This is a genomic window from Bradyrhizobium sp. CCBAU 11434, from assembly GCF_028128895.1.
Classification (GTDB): domain Bacteria; phylum Pseudomonadota; class Alphaproteobacteria; order Rhizobiales; family Xanthobacteraceae; genus Bradyrhizobium; species Bradyrhizobium zhengyangense.
Genome location: NZ_LBJX01000101.1, coordinates 260,638 through 277,281, shown reverse-complemented (window position 1 = coordinate 277,281; position 16,644 = coordinate 260,638). Strand labels below are relative to the sequence as shown.

Here is a 16,644-nt window from a genome sequence, read left to right as displayed (position 1 = left end):
GCGATCACGCCTCGCCAAGCAAGGTTCCGCCTCCGGCCCGTATCGGCCGGGATCAGGGCGCTTTTGCGGCGGGTACCCCCAGGAAGGAATCATACAATAGGGCCGCCACCCCAGCAACGATGGCCACGTCCGCGAGGTTGAAAACGTACCAATTATAGGTATTTCCGCCGATTTCGATGTGAAACAGAGCGAAATCGACCACCGCGCCATAGACGAAGCGGTCGATGCCATTGCCGATGGCGCCGCCGATGATCAGCCCCAGCGCGACGGTGGCGAGGTAGGTCTGCGACCGCGCCATCCAGATTCCCAGCGCAATCACCGCAACGACCTTCACCGCCATCAGCGCGATCTGTGCTGACTGGCTGTCGTTCTGCAGCCAGCCGAAGCTGATGCCGATATTCCAGGCCAGCACCAGGTCGAAGAACGGCGTCACCTTGACCACGCCCCGGCGGGCAAGGTCGAAGCCGTTCAGCAGCCAGAGCTTTGAGGCCTGGTCGGCCACGAGTGTCACCACGGCCGCGATGATGCCGGCACGGAGCGGGGTCATGGCAGGCCGATCAGACGCTCACCCCCAACGCCTTCCATTCGCGCAGCGCCTTGGCGTCGCGCGGGGTGACGTCGGGATATTCAGCGTCCTCGCCGACAGCAGGCGAGATCTTCCAGGAGCGGGCGCATTTGGTGCCGACGGCCTTCTCGACCACGACCGCGACGCCGGGCACCGCATCGAGGCGGAATGCAGAGGCGGGCGCTTCGCCCTCGCGCACCTCGTAATTCGAGGTGATGCAGATCTCGGCAAGATCGGTGTCGAACAATGTCGCCAGCATGCCGCGGTCGGCGACATAGATCACCGGCGAGGCCTCGAGTGAGGAGCCGATGTTCTTGGCAGCACGTTCGAGCTCGAGCGCCCCGGTGACGACACGGCGGACGTTGCGGATGGTCTCCCACTTCGCGGCGAGCTTGTCGTCGCGGAGCTTTTCGAGGCCTTCCGGGAACAGCGTCAGATGCACCGACGGTTCGGCATCCGGCCTGTACATGCGCCAGCCCTCTTCCGCGGTGAAGCTCAGGACCGGCGCCAGCCATTTCAGGATCGAATTGCACAGCAGGTCGATCGTGGTCAGCGCCGCCTTGCGCGTCAGCGAGGACGGCGGATCGCAATAGAGCGTGTCCTTGCGGATGTCGAAATAGAACGCCGAGAGCTCGCTGTTCATGAAGGCGGACAGGGTCGCGACCACGCTCTTGTAGTCGAACGTCTCATAGGCCTTGCGGACCAATTCTGCGCGGAGCGCGAGCTCGTGCAGCATCAGCCGTTCGAGCTCGGGCATCTCGGCGTCCGCGACGGCGTCGGCGGGCTTGTAATGATGCAGCGTGCCGAGCATCCAGCGCACGGTGTTGCGCAGCTTGCGGTAGGTCTCGACCGTGTTCTTCAGGATCTCGGGCCCGATGCGCTGGTCGTCGGTGTAGTCGCAGGATGCGACCCAGAGCCGCAGAATGTCGGCGCCGGATTCCTTGATGACGGCCTGCGGCTCGATGGTGTTGCCGAGCGACTTCGACATCTTGCGGCCGTCTTCGGCCTGGGTGAAGCCGTGGGTCAGCACGATGTCGTAGGGCGCGCGACCGCGCGTGCCGCAGCTCTCCAGCAGCGAGGAGTGGAACCAGCCGCGATGCTGGTCCGAGCCTTCGAGATACATCACGGTGTCGGCGCCTCCGTCGACCTTGCGCTTGATGCCGGCGAGACCGGGGAATTGCACGGGGTCTTCCAGCACGAAGGCGTGCGTCGAGCCGGAATCGAACCAGACGTCGAGAATGTCGTCGACCTTCTGCCAGCCTTCGTTCGCGCGCGATCCAAGGAAGCGCTCGCGCGCGCCCGTCGCGTACCAGGCGTCAGCGCCTTCCTTTTCGAAGGCATCGCCAATGCGGGTGTTGACGGCCTCGTCCTGGAGGATCTCGGCGGAGCCGTCGCCCTTCTCGCGCACGAACACGGCGATCGGCACGCCCCAGGCGCGCTGACGCGAGATCACCCAGTCGGGGCGTGCCTCGATCATGCCGTTGATGCGGTTCTCGCCCGACGGCGGCACCCATTGCGTCACCGAGATCGCCTGCAGCGCGCGGGCGCGCAGCGTGTCGCCGGATTTGGCCTTGCCGCCCTCCGCAATGTCCTTGTCCATCGCGATGAACCATTGCGGCGTGTTGCGGAAGATCACCGGCTTCTTCGAGCGCCAGGAATGGGGATATTGGTGCTTGAGCCGGCCGCGCGCGAGCAGCTTGCCGCCCTCGATCAGCGCCTTGATCACGGCCTCGTTGGCGTCACCCTTCTCGCCCTTGTCGTTGATGACGCGCTTGCCGGTGAAGCCCGGTGCCTGGTCGGTATAGGCACCGTTCTCGTCGACAGTGTAGGGGATCGCGCTGTTGATGCCGCGCGCGTCGAGCTCGCGGGTGTTCGCCATCCAGACGTCGAAATCCTCGCGGCCGTGGCTCGGCGCGGTGTGCACGAAGCCGGTGCCGGTGTCGTCGGTGACGTGGTCGCCGGACAAGAGCGGCACGGTGAATTCATAGCCGCCGGCGAGGCCCTTGAGCGGATGGGCGCATTCGATCGCGTCCATGGTATCGCCGGGGATGTCGCGAACCTTCTCATAAGCGGTCACGCGCGCCTGCTTGAACACTTCTTCGGCGAGCCCGTCGGCCAGGATCAGGAGATCGCCGGTCTTGGCCCAATTGTCCGCGGGCGCGTCCGTGACCTTGTAGAGGCCATAGGCGATCTTCGGCGAGAACGAGATGGCGCGGTTGCCGGGCAGCGTCCAGGGCGTGGTGGTCCAGATCACGACGCTCGCCGAGGCGAGCGCGCCATGCGCCGGCGAGGTCACCGGGAATTTCACCCAGACCATGTCGGAGGTGTAGTCCTCGTACTCGACCTCGGCCTCGGCGAGCGCGGTCTTCTCGACCACGCTCCACATCACCGGCTTGGAGCCGCGATAGAGCGTGCCGTTGGCGGCGAATTTCATCAGCTCGCGCGCGATCTGGGCTTCGGCCGGATAGTTCATGGTGGCGTAGGGATGAGCCCAGTCGCCGATCACACCAAGCCGCTTGAACTCCTCGCGCTGCACGTTGAGCCAGTGCGTGGCATAGGCGCGGCACTCTTTCCGGAAATCGATCATCGCGGCACTGTCGCGGAAATCGGGCTTCTGCTTGCCCTTCTTGCGATAGTTCTCCTCCTCGACCTTCCACTCGATCGGCAGGCCGTGGCAATCCCAGCCGGGCACGTAATTCGAATCGAAGCCGAGCATCTGCTGGCTCTTGGTGACGAGATCCTTGAGGATCTTGTTCAGCGCCGTGCCGATATGGATGTTGCCGTTGGCATAGGGCGGGCCGTCATGCAGCACGAACTTGTCGCGGCCCTTCGCGGTCTCGCGCAGCTTCTCGTAGAGGCCGATCTCGTACCAGCGCTTGAGGATCTCCGGCTCGCGCTGCGGCAGGCCGGCGCGCATCGGGAATTCGGTCTGCGGCAGGAACAGGGTCTTGGAATAGTCTTTGGCTTCAGACTTTGGGGACTTTTGCGGCTTTTCGGACATGAGGCTGACTGGCTCGGAATGGCGCGGGAACGGATGGCGATGCGGAATCGCGGGGTGAAACGACCAAATCCCGGTCTTGCGCCGAGCCTTGAGGCTCAGGCGGAAGCCGGGCTGCTAATCCCTATGATGCGCCGCGCAAACATGGGCTCTCCATAGCAGCCGGACGGGGGAAGCGCAAAGGTCCGGCGGGCGAGGCTTTGGGCCCTTAATCGACTATCCCGAGCCGCGGAAACGCGTCGGGGGCGGCCGCCAGCATGGCGCGGGCCCGGGCGGAATCCTCGTCCATCTGGTGGATCAGGGCGTCGATATCGCCAAATTTCAGCTCCTCGCGGATGAAGCCGACAAAGGCGCAGTCCAGCGCCTGCCCGTAAAGATCGCCCTTGAAGTCGAACAGGAAGATTTCCAGCAGCGGCGCGCCATTATCGAAGGTCGGGCGGCGACCGAAGCTCGCCACCCCGTTCAGCCGCTCGGTGCCGCGACCGACCCGCACGGCGTAGATTCCGTGCTTCAAGCCGCAATTCGCATCGAGCCGGATATTGGCGGTGGGATAGCCGAGGTCGCGGCCGCGCTTTTCGCCGTGGATGACCTCGCCGGTGACGAACCAGGGCGCGCCCAGCATGGTCGTGGCCTCGTCGATGAGTCCCTCCGCGAGCGCGATCCGGATGGCGCTGGAGGAGACAGGCCGCTCGTCGATATCAACATGGGGCTGCACGTCGACCTCGATGCCGAGCCGAGGGGCCTCGTTCACCAGCAGGCCTGGCGAGCCGACCCGGCCCTTGCCGAAATGAAAGTCGTAACCGACCGCAATGCCGCTGACGCCAAGGCGCCCGATCAGCTCATGGTGAATGAAATCTTGCGCTGTGGTGCCGGCTCTCGCCTTGTCGAAGGTCATGACCACGGCGCCGGCGAGCCCGGTCCCGGCCAGCAGCCGCAGCTTGGCGCGCTCGTCCGTCAGGCGGAATTGCGGGGTGTTGGGGCTGAAAAACCGGCGTGGATGCGGCTCGAAGGTCAGTGCCAGCGCAGGCCGGCCATGCGCCCGGCCCATTTCCAGGGCTGCTGCAATGACGGCCCGGTGCCCGAGATGGACCCCGTCGAAATTGCCCATGGCGACCACCGCGCCCTTCAGGATGGCAGAATCCGGCGTGGTATCGCGGATAACGGTAAATTGCGGGGCCATCAGGGGAATTCTCGAGCCGGCGGGGATCGGCCGGGACCGTGGCGTGACCCGGCGAATGAAGTCAAGCGGGAGAGCCGACGCAAGGAACCTGATTTCGGTCCGTCGCGGCCTGCCCCAGTTAACGCGCTGTTTAACGCCTTGGTGCTAGTGCTTGGGAGATGGAACTGAGGGGCCGCGGTCCGTCAGGTCCGATTTTAGATATTCCTGGGTATGCGTTGGGGGAGTCGAGATGGCGGTTGATTTGTCGATGCCGGTTCTGGTGGTGGATGATTATAGCACCATGATCCGTATCATCCGGAATCTGCTGAAGCAGCTTGGCTTCGATAATATCGATGATGCCAGCGACGGTTCGGCGGCACTGAACAAGATGCGCGGCAAGAAGTACGGCCTCGTGATCTCCGACTGGAACATGGAGCCGATGACGGGTTACGACCTGCTCCGCGAAGTGCGCGCAGATCCCAACCTCGCCACCACGCCCTTCATCATGATCACGGCGGAATCGAAGACCGAGAACGTGATCGCGGCCAAGAAGGCCGGCGTGAACAACTACATCGTCAAGCCGTTCAACGCGGCGACGCTGAAGACCAAGATCGAGGCGGTCTTCCCGGACATGGCGAGCGCGTAAGCGTCAAAGCCATCAGCTGAATTTGGAAAGCCCGGGACGATCGTCCCGGGCTTTTTGCATTTCGGAGGTCACCACTTCAATTCGCGCATCAGAGCCTTCGGCGGGTGGCCGAACAATTCCATCACCGACTTGGGATCGAGCTGGTCGAGGCCCTCGAACTCCTCGGCATGGATGCCGCGGGTGACGAACAGGCAATCGATGCCGAATTCGCGCGCGCCGGTGAGGTCGGTGCGGACGGAATCGCCGATCGCCAGCACCTTCTTCCGGTCGATCGTGTGGCCCTGGCGCTCGCCGGCGAGCGCCATCGCGCGCTCATAGATCGGCCGGTGCGGCTTGCCGTAAAAGATCACCTCGCCGCCGAGCTCGCGGTACAGCTCCGCGATCGCCCCGGCGCAATAGATCAGCCGGTCGCCGCGCTCGACCACGATGTCGGGGTTGGCGCAGACCAGCGTCAGCTTGCGCTCGCGCGCTTTCAGCATCATGCCGCGATAGTCTTCCGCGGTCTCGGTCTCGTCGTCATAGAGGCCGGTGCAGACGATGTAGTCGGCCTCTTCGAGCGGCGCAGTTGTCGCATCGAGGCCGCGATAGATCGAATTGTCGCGCTCGGGGCCGAGCCAGAACATCTTGCGGCCGGGATGCTCGGCGACATAGAGCCGCGTCAAATCGCCGGAGGAAACGATGGCGTCGTAGGTTTCGTCGGCGACGCCGAGCTTGCGCAACTGCCGCTGCACGGAGTCGGCCGGGCGCGGCGCGTTGGTGATCAGGATCACCGTACCGCCGTGGCTGCGATAGGTGTGCAGCGCCTCGCAGGCCTCGGGGAAGGCTTCCAGGCCGTTATGGACCACGCCCCAGATGTCGCTGAGCACGACATCGACGCCGCCGACGAGCTCGCGCAGGCTTTGGGCAAAATGCAGCGTGGTCATGACGCGCGCGGCCGATCAGACGCGGCGCGCGAGCGCTGCGTTGCCGGTGATGCGCTGTGACGGGGCAGCAGGCGTCGCGGCTGACGTTGCGCTTGGGCTGGGCGTACCGGAACCATTGGATCCCTGAATATCTTGCGCCTGGTTTGGCGACGCCCCGCCGGTAGCAGATGGGCCCTCGGGCCGCAATGGCCGGGGCGGCGCGAACAGAAAGCCCTGGCCGAACCGCACGTCATAGTCGAGCAGGTCGACCACTGCGCGCTCGCCCTCGATCCGCTCCGCGATCAAATCGATGCCGAAGCGGCCGAGCAGGTCGGACAGGTCGGAGGGGTGAATGTCCGAGGTTGAAGCCTGCTTCGGGTCGAGCAGGAGTGACGCCGGAACCTTGATGAAGCGGACGCCGCGGTCCGCGAGCTCGCGCGGCTCGATCCTGAGGTCCGTGACATGGTCAATCGAGAAGCGGAAGCCGCGCTGCGCCAGCGCCGCCAGATTCTCGGTCTCGGCCGGACCGAGCGCGCGGAAGGTCGATTGCTTGAACTCAAGCACCAGCGACGGTGCCAGCGCGCGATTGGCCTCGAGGAAATCGAGGCATTGCGCAAAGGTGGTGGAATTGCCGAGCGTCGAAGCCGCGACGTTGCAGAACACGCCGACTTCCTTGTTGCGCACCATCAGCCGGCGCAGCACCTGGACGCAGCGCAGCAACACCATGTTGTCGATCCGCCCGATCAACCCGGAGGCTTCGGCGAGGCTGATGAACTCCTCGGCGGCGATGAGCTGATCGCGCTCGTCGCGCACCCGGATGACGGCTTCGTAGAACCGGACCTTGCGCTGCGGCAGCGTCACCATCGGCTGGAGGAATATGTCGATGCGGTTCTCGTCGATGGCGCTGCGCAGCGTCGCCAGCATCTGGGTCTGGTTGCGGCCGTTGACGGTCTGGACGGCGCTGGCGGTCTGGGGCGGGGCTGCCGGCGGCGTCGGCCGCGGCGGCGCTGCAGGAAGCGGAGGAGGAGCGGCCGGCCGCTCGTCGAAGGGGGCAATCAGGTCGATTGGCGCTTCCACCGCCGGCCTTGCGACCGGAGCAGCGGCCGGCGCCGGCGCATGACCGGCCAGCAGGTCCTCATGGGTCGACACCGTAGCAGCAAGCTGCCTGACCAGCCCGCCGAGCTCGTTGATCTCGCTGACCACCGACTGGACCCGATCGGAATTGGTCGAGTTGGACGAGGCGATCCGGCCCTCGATCGCAGCGAGCCGCCGTCCGAACTCGGCCACCTGGCGGGCGAGGTCGGCGGTGCCGCGCGAGAGGTCGGCGATCTGGCCGCCGACGTCGCTGCGGTCGCGCAGCCGCATCGAGACCGCGTTGTAGAGGATCAGGAAGGTCAGCGCAGTCAGCGCCACGATCGCGGATTCGGTTCCGTTGATGCCGGCGACCGAGTAGAGCACGAGCCCGAGCGATGCCGCGACCAGAACCATGCAGATGGCGATGAAGATCGTCGAAATGCGAATCATGCCGCGCGTTATGCCTCAAGAGCTGACTGCCTCACCCGGGAAAACACGGGCTGCCATTCGCACCCGTCGCGCCTCATGCTCCCCTAGGCATGCATGACCTTAACATCATTGTTGATTCGAGGGGATAGCGGGGCGCAGGCGCGCGTGGTGACAGTCAGGACGGCGCGGCGGCACCGACCGTGTCGGCCGAGACCGCCTCGCGGCTGCCGAGCGGCTTGGGCCGTCCGGTCGTCGTATCGCGCAGCGTTTGCCGTTCGATCTCCGAGTTCAGCTCGGCGCCGAACATGATGACGATCGCGGACATCCACATCCACGTCATCAGGCCGATCGCCGCCCCGAGCGAGCCGTAGGTCGCGTTGTAATTGGCAAAGGCCGACAGATACCAGGACAGCAGCGCGGAGCCTGCGATCCAGAGCAGGGCGGCGGTCACCGCGCCGATGCTCAGCCATTGCCAGCGCGGCGCGTCACGGCTCGGCGCGAAGCGGTAGAGGATGGCGAGCGCCGCCAGGAGGATGACGAGCAGCAGCGGCCAGCGCGCCAGCGCCACGATCAGCTTGCTGTCCGGCGGAATGCCGAGGTGATCGAGCGCGAGCGGGAAGGCGACGACGGCGGCCACCATCAGCAGGAGTGCGAGGATGCCGCCGACCGTGAACGACAGGGAGATCAGGTTCAGCTTGATGAAGCCGCGCTTCTCGCGCTCCTCATAGGCGACGTTGAGAGCGTCGAAGATCGATTTGACCCCGGCATTGGCGCTCCAGATCGCCAGCACGAAGCCGAACAGGAAGGTGGCGCCGAGTGCCGTGTTTCCCTTGGAGACCACCCGCGCGACCTGGTCCGCGACGATCTGGAACGAACCTTCCGGCAGCATCGTCGCGAGCGTCTGGAGATTGCCACTGATGGTCGAGGGATCGGCGAACAGTCCGTAAAACGAGACCAGCGCGGTCACTGCGGGAAAGATCGCGAGCAGTCCGAAGAACACCACGCCGCCGGCGGTGGCGAGCAGACGATCGTCGTCGATGCGCTGATAGGTACGCCAGAAAATATCCTTCCAGCCCGCCCAGGGAATTGCGAATGGGCTTTTCGAGCCACGGCCATGGCCCGGCTGCATAGCCGCCCTTGCCGGGTTCGTTTCCGGTGAGTTCGCTTCCTTGTTGCGATGGTCTTGAGGTGGTCCCGGGCGGATGAACCCGGACTCCTGGAAATAGCGCTCTGCGGTCAGCACGAACACGGCTGTGGCGGCGACCAGCAGCCAGCTGTCGAATTGCTCGGTCTGCCGCGCCGGCATCATGCATCCTGTCTGCGGGCTGGGCGCCGCCGGCGCGCCGCCGTGAAGCCGACCAGGGTGAGAGCCGCAAGCATCAGGCCAAGCTGCACGGGCCTGATGGTGCGAGCCGAAGAGCCGCTGCCTTCACGGCCGCGTTCGCCCGGTGCGAGCGGCACCAGCGGAATCGTCGTCGCCACTTCTCTCACCGCCTGCTTGACCGTTCCGCGCGGGATCCGCGGCGTCGCGATCGCCACGCGCATCCGGCTGGCGAGCGGCACGATCGGCTTGGTCCGGCGGTTCATTTGCGCCATCGCCACCCCGGCGCAGATTGCGGCCAGCACCAGCAGTACCGCTGCGACGGCACCAAAGCCCCAGAATTGCCCGTAGGTGATAGCCACCCAGCGATACAGCGCGACCAGGCCGACGAAGAAGGCCGCGATCACGAACAGCCCGGCCACAGCGAACAATCCCGCAGCGACTGCATAGGATGTCACGCGCCCGGTCGTCTGGCTGGTGCGGTCGCGCAGATAAGACTGCGCGGCGCGCTTGAGATGGTTGAGTTTCAGCGCCATGCCGGCGCGCAGCAATTCGCCCGATGGCGCGAGCATGCGGACATCCTCCGAGAACGAGAACTTCGTCGGGAGATGAACGTTGCGGAATTTGACTTGTTCCGCGCGTGCGCGCGATCAGCCGAGATCGGCGGCCGAGATCCAGAACACCTCGCCCTCGGAGTCCTCAGTGTCGAGCCAGAGCAGGGGCAGTTCCGAAAAGGCCTCGTCGACCAGTTCGCGGCCGCGGCCGATTTCGCAGATCAGGCCGCCATGCGGCGTCAAATGATCCGGTGCATCGCGCAGGATGCGGCGGACCACATCAAGACCGTCGGCGCCGCCGTCGAAGGCAAGTTTCGGCTCGGCCCGGCATTCCGGCGGCAACGCCGCCATGCCTTCCGCGTCGACATAGGGCGGGTTGGTGATGATCAGATCGTATTTGTTATCCCCGAGCGGCGCGAACAGATCGCCGCGATGGAGCGTGATGCGCTCATCGAGGCCATGATCGGCAACATTGCGCGCGGCGACTTCGAGCGCGCCCTTGGAGATATCGACCGCATCGACCACAGCATTCGGGAAATGATACGCAGCGAGGATCGCAAGGCATCCCGAGCCGGTGCAGAGATCGAGCACGCGCTCGACGGCGGTGGGATCGTCGATCAGCGAGCCCACCTCGCCGTCGCCGCCGAAATGCGAATCCAGGAGCTCGCCGATGAAGGAGCGCGGAACGATGACGCGCTCGTCGACATAGAAGGGCAGGCCGCGCATGTAGATCTTGTTGACGAGATAGGCGGCCGGTTTGCGCGTCGTGACGCGTCGATGGATGAGATCAAGCAGGGTCTTGCCCTCCGCCGCGGTGACGCGCGCATGGGCAAAGCTCTCGAACTGGTCGGGATGCAGATGCAGGGCCTCGCAGACCAGGAAGGCAGCTTCGGCGACCGGATCGGTCGTGCCGTGGGCGAAGGCCAGTTTCGCCTCATTGAAGCGGCTCACCCCATAGCGGACGAAATCGATCAGCGTGAGCAACTCGCCGCGGCCGACCTTCGCGAGTTTCGGCGCGGCGCGGCCGCGCGCGGGCGTCTTGGATGCTTTTGCCATCAGGATTTGGCCCAGCGTGCAGCGGCCTCGTCGTCACGGGCGTGGGCCTCGACCCAGCCGGTGCCGGTGGCGCTCTCTTCCTTCTTCCAGAACGGGGCGCTGGTCTTGAGATAATCCATCAAGAACTCGGCTGCCTCGAATGCCGCGCGGCGGTGCTGCGAGGCGGCGAGCACCAGCACGATGTTCTGGCCGGGCTCGAATCGCCCGACGCGATGAATGACCGTGACGCCGTTCAGCGGCCAACGCGAGATGGCCTCGTCGACGTGGCGCTTGATCTCTTCTTCCGCCATGCCGGGATAATGCTCGAGCGTGAGCGCTGCTATCTTCGAACTATCCTCATCGGCGCGGCAGATGCCGGAGAAGCTGACGACGGCGCCGATGTCGGTGCGGCTTTTGGTCAGGACCGCGATCTCGCGCGCAATGTCGAAATCGTCCTCCTGGATGCGGATCGCGATGGGGCAGGTGGCGACAGGGGAGCTCATGGCCTAGCCGCCGGTCATCGGCGGGAAGAACGCGATCTCGCGGGCGCCGGCGATGGCAGCGTCCGCCTTGACGTGGGCGTGGTCGATCGCGGTGCGGATCACCTTCGGCTTCTCGAAGGCATACGCATAGGCCTCGCTTCTCGCGGAGAGCCAGGCGATCAGCTCCTCGACGGTGCGCACGGTCGCGGGCGGCTCGATGATTTCCTCGGCCTTTCCGACGCGCTCGCGCACCCAGGCAAAATACTTCACCTTCATCCCTCATCCTCCTTGATGAGGTGGTGGATGCCGGCGCGGAAATAATCGTAGCCCGTGTACATCGTCAGGATCGCCGAGGCCCATAGCAGGACGAGGCCGATCAGCGAGACCACGGAGACGACCTCGTCACCCGCGGGACCGGCGAGCAGGAAACCGATGGCGACGAGCTGAACGGTGGTCTTCCACTTGGCGAGCTTGGTCACGGGCACGCTGACGCGCAGCGCCGCCAGATATTCGCGCAGGCCCGAGACCAGGATCTCGCGGCACAGGATCACGATGGCGGCCCACAGCGACCAGCCATGGATGATGCCGTCGGCGGCCAGCATGAGGAGGCAGGAGGCGACCAGCAGCTTGTCGGCGATCGGGTCGAGCATCCGGCCAAATGCCGATTGCTGATTCCAGATCCGGGCATAATAGCCGTCGAGATAATCCGTGACCGCGGCGCCGATGAAGATCGCGACCGCGACCCAGCGCAGCCACAACGGATAGTCCATGATCGATTGCGCATAGATGCATCCGACCACGACCGGGATCGCAGCGATCCGGCCATAGGTCAGGATGTTCGGGAGGGACATCGCGCGGCTGGTCGTCCCTCGTGTCGTGGCGATGTTCATCCGTCCTACCAATACCGCTCAAGCCTGAAGGTCAACCGTCCGTCCCCATTGGGGTACAGGATGCGACGACCATATGACTACAGCCCCTTTAGTTCACCCCGGCTGGGGATGGAAATAGTCGAATATCCTGCGGGCGCTCTCGGCGCTCACCCCAGGAACCTTGCCGAGATCGGCGATCGAGGCCCGTTCGATCTCCTTCAGGGTTCCGAAATGGTGCAGCAAGGCCCGTTTGCGTGACGGGCCGATGCCCGGAATCTCCTGCAAACCGGCCTCGCGGATGTCCTTCTTGCGCAGCTTGCGGTGCGAGCCGATGACGAAACGGTGGGCCTCGTCCCGCAGGCGCTGGATGAAATAGAGCACCGGGTCGCGCGGCTCCAGCTTGATCGCCTCGCGCTCCGGCATGAACAGGGTCTCGCGGCCGGCGTCACGGTCCGGACCCTTGGCGACCGACATCAGCGAGACCTGGGTCAGGCCGAGATTGGCAAATATCTCCCTGACGGCATTGAGCTGGCCACGGCCGCCGTCGATGATCACGAGATCGGGCCATTGCGGGAAATCATCGTCCTTGGCCTTGTTGCTGTCCTTGGTCGCACCCTCTTCGGGCGGGTTGATCAGGCGCTTGAAGCGGCGCTCCAGCACCTCGCGCATCATGGCGAAGTCGTCGCCCGGGGTGATCCCTTCCGACTTGATGTTGAACTTGCGGTACTGGTTCTTCACGAAACCATCCGGGCCGGCGACGATCATCGCGCCGACCGCGTTGGTACCCTGGATGTGGCTGTTGTCGTAGACCTCGATGCGCTTGGGCGCATGCGGCAGGTTCAGCGTCGCAGCCATGGCGTCGAGCAGGCGGCTCTGGGTTGCAGTATCGGCGAGCTTGCGGCCGAGCGCCTCGCGCGCATTGGTCAGCGCGTGGGTGACGAGCTCCTTCTTCTCGCCGCGCTTGGGCGCGATGACCTCGACCTTGTGGCCGGCCTTGATCGATAGCGCGTTGGCGAGCAGGTCGCTCTCTTCGATCTCGTGCGAGAGCAGGATGGTCTTCGGCGGCGGCTTGTCGTCGTAGAACTGGGCGAGGAAGGACCCGAGCACCTCCTCAGGCGTATAGGTCTTCTCGGCGCGCGGAAAATAAGCGCGGTTGCCCCAGTTCTGGCCGGTGCGGAAGAAGAACACTTCGACGCAGGAGAAGCCGCCCTCCTGGTGGATGGCGAACACGTCGGCTTCCTCGACCGTGCGCGGATTGATGCCCTGCTGCGACTGGATCGCCGATAACGCAGCGAGGCGGTCGCGGTAGAGCGCCGCGCTCTCGAACTCGAGCTCGCCTGAGGCTTTCTCCATCTCGGCGGCAAGCTCCTGCTTCACGGCATGGCTCTTGCCGGAGAGGAAGTCGGTGGCTTCGCGCACCAGCGTCGCATAGCCGCCGAAATCGATCTCGCGGGTGCAGGGGCCGGCACAGCGGCGGATCTGGTAGAGCAGGCAGGGCCGGGTGCGGCTCTCGAAGAACGAGTCCGTGCAGGAGCGGATCAGGAACGCGCGCTGAAGTGCGGTGATGGTGCGGTTGACTGCACCGGCGGAGGCGAACGGGCCGAAATAGCGCCCGGGGCGGGTCTGCGCGCCGCGATGCTTGAGAATTTGCGGAGCCCAATGGTCGCCGGTGATCAGGATATAGGGAAACGATTTGTCGTCGCGCAGCTGCACGTTGAAGCGCGGCCGCAGTTGCTTGATCAGATTGGCTTCCAGCAGCAGCGCCTCGGTCTCGGTCGTGGTCGAGACGATCTCCACGGTCACCGTGGCCGCGATCATGCGCAGGATGCGCGCCGGCAGCGGCGCGCTCTGGCGCGCATAGTTTGAGAGGCGCTTTTTGACGTTCTTGGCCTTGCCGACATAGAGCACGTCGGCGTTCGCACTGAGCATGCGATAGACGCCGGGCGAGGTGGGTGCCAGCCGGACGGCGCGCTCGATCGCCTCGTGACCTGACGCCAGCGGCTCTTCGCCGATCGCGCCGCTTTCCTCGAGAATATCGGGCAGCCGCGCATCGTCCTCATCGTCGCCACCGCTGGTGGCGGGATCGAGGTCCGGCGGCGCCGTCTCCTGGGGTGGGGCGTCGGTCGCGGCTTGCCGCGATTTGCGCGCGCGTGCGTCGCCCGGCTTGTCGGAGGAATCGTGAACCATGGTGCGAATTTAGGCGCTGGGAGGGCCGATTTGAAGTTCCGGCCGTGCCGCACGCACAGGATGGCGCGTGCAGTCCCCGGTAACGCTTCCTTAAGTCTGTTAACAGCGCGGTAACGGGTCTTAACAGCCCTTTAACTTAAAACTCTCGATAAATCTTACGCGAAAAAGTGGTGGTTCCGTAACCAAGCGGTTTGGCCTGGCGCGGCGGTGCGGGCATCGCACCGGTTACGGCAGTTGCGTTGGAGTGTGGAATGAAGAGGCTCGTTGTAGGCGCAGCCGCGTTGGTTGCAGCCGCCTGGACGGCTTCGGCAGGGGCCGCCGATCTCAATTACGGGCAGCGTGCGCCCTATACGGTCAATCAGCCGCTCAATGCCTATAGCTGGGCCGGCCCGTATATCGGCGCCAATCTCGGCTACGAATGGGGCTCGGTGAGCAACAATCCCGCAAAGCCCTCCGGCTTCGTCGGCGGCGCGCAGGCGGGCTACAATTTCCAGAACGGCCCGTGGGTGTTCGGCGTCGAGGGCGACATCCAGGCCGCGGGTGCCGATGACACCTTTGCGCCGTGGAAGTTTTCCAATCCCTGGTTCGGCACGCTGCGCGGCCGCGCCGGCTATGCCTTCAGCAACGTTCTGGTCTACGGCACCGCCGGCCTCTCCTTCGGTGAGCTGCGCGCGCAGACTTTCGGCTGGACGGAGTCGCACACGACGGCGGGCTGGACCGCCGGCGTCGGCGCGGAAGTCGGCCTTGCGCCGAACTGGAGCGCGAAGCTCGAATATCTCTACATCGACCTATCGTCGAGTCAGTTCGCGATTACAGGCGTCTCAAATGGCTATAGCGCCAGCGTTGTGCGCGCAGGCGTGAATTATCACTTCTGATAGCGAAATAAGAAAATACCGGACTGAAGCCTCCCGGCCGCTCGCGGCCGGGACTTTTTTTGCGTCAGTTTTTTTGGGGCAGGTCCGCTACGATAGGATCACGAGATTGACCGCCTTCGGCCCCTTCCCCTTCTTGTCCGGTTCGACTTCGAACGTGATACGCTGTCCTTCGGCAAGGTCCTTCAGTCCCGCCCGCTCCACTGCTGTGATGTGAACGAAGACATCGCGACCGCCATCGTCCGGCTTGATGAAGCCATAGCCGCGCTCGCCGTTGAAGAACTTGACCGTTCCCGTATTGGCCATCGGGAAACTCCCCCTCATTGCTCCTCCGTCGCAACGCAGACGCGCGCCGCGACATGACCGGGCGTTACGAAGCCCGGGAGAGCTGGCCATCCTTAGGCGGACCCATCGGTCCGACCGGGATCTTTCTTAGGCCTTCACTCCGCCGCAACCATTCGCGGAAGCGGAACGTAAAGCCAGTCACGGAAACAGCATAATACGGTTCTTTGCAGATTGACTACCGCTCCTGCATATTTTTCCCAAGAATGCCGGAGTGTTACGGGCGCGGTATCTCCAATCGGAATCTGGCAGCCCCACCTTGGCCGAGCGGCATTTCCAGCTCGGGCAGGATCGTCTTGAGCTCGCCTTGCAGCGTGTAGGGCGGATTGACGATCAGAAGTCCGGCCGAGGTGAGGGCCGCACCATCAAGCTGCGGCGCGACGCTGAATTCGAGGCGAAGACATTTTCCCGGAGTCTTTGCTGCCGCTGCGGTGCGTGCCACGAGCTGCGCCAGCGCGTCGGTGGCGCGCCTGGATTTGGCAGGGTACCAGATTACATAGATACCGGTCGGCCATTTCGCGAAGGCGGTGGAGAAGGCCTCGCCCAGACTTTCGAACTCGTCTTTCGCCTCGAAGGGCGGGTCGATCAGCACGAGTCCGCGCCGCTCCTTCGGCGGCACGAAAGCCGGCAGCGCCATCCAGCCGTCGAGATCGACCACGCGCGCCTGTTCGTCGCGCCGCAGCACATCGATCAGCGCCTTGCGCGCCTTCGGCTCCAGCTCGCAGGCCACGAGCCGGTCCTGCGGCCGCATCAGGCCACGGGCGATCAGGGGCGAGCCCGGATAAGCCTTGAGCTCGCCCTTCGGATTGAAGGCGCGCACGATGTCCAGATAGGGCTTGGTCAGCGCCACTGTCTCGTTTGAGAGGCGCGCCTGCAGCAGTCGCGCGATCCCGGTCAGCCACTCGCCGCTGCGGCGCGCCTCGTCGCTGTCGAGATCATAGAGGCCAGCACCCGCATGGGTGTCGATGACCCGGAAGGCGGCCGGCTTGTCCTGCAAATAAGTGAGGATGCGCGCCAGCACGATGTGCTTGATGACATCGGCGAAGTTGCCGGCGTGAAAGGCGTGGCGGTAGTTCATGAGATTAGGACTACGTTGTTCTGGCGCGATCCTAACCCCTTGTCATTGCGAGCGCAGCGAAGCAATCCAGAATCCAACCGCGGCGGCAGTCTGGATTGCTTCGCGGAGCCTGTCATCGGACCGCGCTACAC

General features: G+C 64.7%; 16 protein-coding genes. 2 read left to right on the top strand and 14 right to left on the bottom strand.

The annotated features are described in order from the left end of the window. Positions 1 to 52: 52 nt before the first annotated feature. From lspA to XI06_RS36005, 3 genes are all read right to left on the bottom strand, one after another. Positions 53 to 547: a signal peptidase II gene (lspA, locus tag XI06_RS36015; protein WP_237864502.1), complete on the bottom strand. Its 495-nt coding sequence runs from the start codon at positions 545 to 547 to the stop codon at positions 53 to 55. Positions 548 to 557: 10 nt separating this feature from the next. Further along, a complete protein-coding gene (gene ileS, locus XI06_RS36010) occupies positions 558 to 3,566 on the bottom strand; it encodes an isoleucine--tRNA ligase (RefSeq protein ID WP_271607455.1) in 3,009 nt (1,002 codons plus the stop codon). 205 nt (positions 3,567 to 3,771) lie between these two features. Further along, positions 3,772 to 4,743: a bifunctional riboflavin kinase/FAD synthetase gene (locus tag XI06_RS36005; RefSeq protein ID WP_237864500.1), complete on the bottom strand. Its 972-nt coding sequence runs from the start codon at positions 4,741 to 4,743 to the stop codon at positions 3,772 to 3,774. Between the two features lie 229 nt (positions 4,744 to 4,972). On the opposite strand from XI06_RS36005, the gene XI06_RS36000 reads away from it, so the two are divergent. Continuing rightward, positions 4,973 to 5,368, top strand: coding sequence for a response regulator (locus tag XI06_RS36000; RefSeq protein WP_027551917.1), 396 nt, complete (start codon positions 4,973 to 4,975; stop codon positions 5,366 to 5,368). 68 nt (positions 5,369 to 5,436) lie between these two features. Here the strand turns inward: XI06_RS36000 and XI06_RS35995 are convergent, their stop codons facing one another. The 9 genes from XI06_RS35995 to uvrC form a co-directional block, all read right to left on the bottom strand. Further along, the gene (locus tag XI06_RS35995) at positions 5,437 to 6,291 is read right to left on the bottom strand and encodes a TIGR01459 family HAD-type hydrolase (protein ID WP_237890378.1); all 855 of its coding nucleotides are present in this window, start codon (positions 6,289 to 6,291) and stop codon (positions 5,437 to 5,439) included. Positions 6,292 to 6,306: 15 nt separating this feature from the next. Beyond that, positions 6,307 to 7,794, bottom strand: a complete 1,488-nt coding sequence (locus XI06_RS35990) for an EAL domain-containing protein (protein ID WP_271607454.1) — start codon at positions 7,792 to 7,794, stop codon at positions 6,307 to 6,309. Positions 7,795 to 7,948: 154 nt separating this feature from the next. Further along, positions 7,949 to 9,079 carry a YihY/virulence factor BrkB family protein gene (locus XI06_RS35985; protein WP_271607595.1) on the bottom strand — a complete coding sequence of 377 codons (1,131 nt, stop codon included), beginning with the start codon at positions 9,077 to 9,079 and terminating at the stop codon, positions 7,949 to 7,951. Next, positions 9,079 to 9,666, bottom strand: a complete 588-nt coding sequence (locus XI06_RS35980; protein WP_237864496.1) for a phage holin family protein — start codon at positions 9,664 to 9,666, stop codon at positions 9,079 to 9,081. Before XI06_RS35980 ends, XI06_RS35985 begins: the two co-directional genes overlap by 1 nt. A gap of 78 nt (positions 9,667 to 9,744) precedes the next feature. Beyond that, complete coding sequence (gene prmB / locus XI06_RS35975) at positions 9,745 to 10,704, bottom strand: 50S ribosomal protein L3 N(5)-glutamine methyltransferase (RefSeq protein ID WP_271607453.1); 960 nt, start codon at positions 10,702 to 10,704, stop codon at positions 9,745 to 9,747. Then, positions 10,704 to 11,186: a molybdenum cofactor biosynthesis protein MoaE gene (locus tag XI06_RS35970; protein WP_237864494.1), complete on the bottom strand. Its 483-nt coding sequence runs from the start codon at positions 11,184 to 11,186 to the stop codon at positions 10,704 to 10,706. Before XI06_RS35970 ends, prmB begins: the two co-directional genes overlap by 1 nt. A gap of 3 nt (positions 11,187 to 11,189) precedes the next feature. After that, positions 11,190 to 11,441 carry a molybdopterin converting factor subunit 1 gene (moaD, locus tag XI06_RS35965; RefSeq protein WP_237864493.1) on the bottom strand — a complete coding sequence of 84 codons (252 nt, stop codon included), beginning with the start codon at positions 11,439 to 11,441 and terminating at the stop codon, positions 11,190 to 11,192. After that, positions 11,438 to 12,055: a CDP-diacylglycerol--glycerol-3-phosphate 3-phosphatidyltransferase gene (pgsA, locus tag XI06_RS35960; RefSeq protein ID WP_212236107.1), complete on the bottom strand. Its 618-nt coding sequence runs from the start codon at positions 12,053 to 12,055 to the stop codon at positions 11,438 to 11,440. The genes moaD and pgsA overlap by 4 nt, the downstream gene beginning before the upstream one ends. A gap of 93 nt (positions 12,056 to 12,148) precedes the next feature. Further along, positions 12,149 to 14,221: an excinuclease ABC subunit UvrC gene (gene uvrC / locus XI06_RS35955; protein ID WP_237864492.1), complete on the bottom strand. Its 2,073-nt coding sequence runs from the start codon at positions 14,219 to 14,221 to the stop codon at positions 12,149 to 12,151. Between the two features lie 251 nt (positions 14,222 to 14,472). Between uvrC and XI06_RS35950 the strand changes: the two genes are divergently transcribed. Next, positions 14,473 to 15,096 carry an outer membrane protein gene (locus tag XI06_RS35950; protein WP_237864491.1) on the top strand — a complete coding sequence of 208 codons (624 nt, stop codon included), beginning with the start codon at positions 14,473 to 14,475 and terminating at the stop codon, positions 15,094 to 15,096. Positions 15,097 to 15,183: 87 nt separating this feature from the next. Here XI06_RS35950 and XI06_RS35945 read toward each other — a convergent pair whose 3' ends face one another. Both XI06_RS35945 and XI06_RS35940 read right to left on the bottom strand, forming a co-directional pair. Then, positions 15,184 to 15,399, bottom strand: coding sequence for a cold-shock protein (locus XI06_RS35945; protein ID WP_027534220.1), 216 nt, complete (start codon positions 15,397 to 15,399; stop codon positions 15,184 to 15,186). Positions 15,400 to 15,652: 253 nt separating this feature from the next. Beyond that, positions 15,653 to 16,513, bottom strand: coding sequence for a 23S rRNA (adenine(2030)-N(6))-methyltransferase RlmJ (locus XI06_RS35940; protein ID WP_237864490.1), 861 nt, complete (start codon positions 16,511 to 16,513; stop codon positions 15,653 to 15,655). Between the last annotated feature and the right edge of the window lie 131 nt (positions 16,514 to 16,644).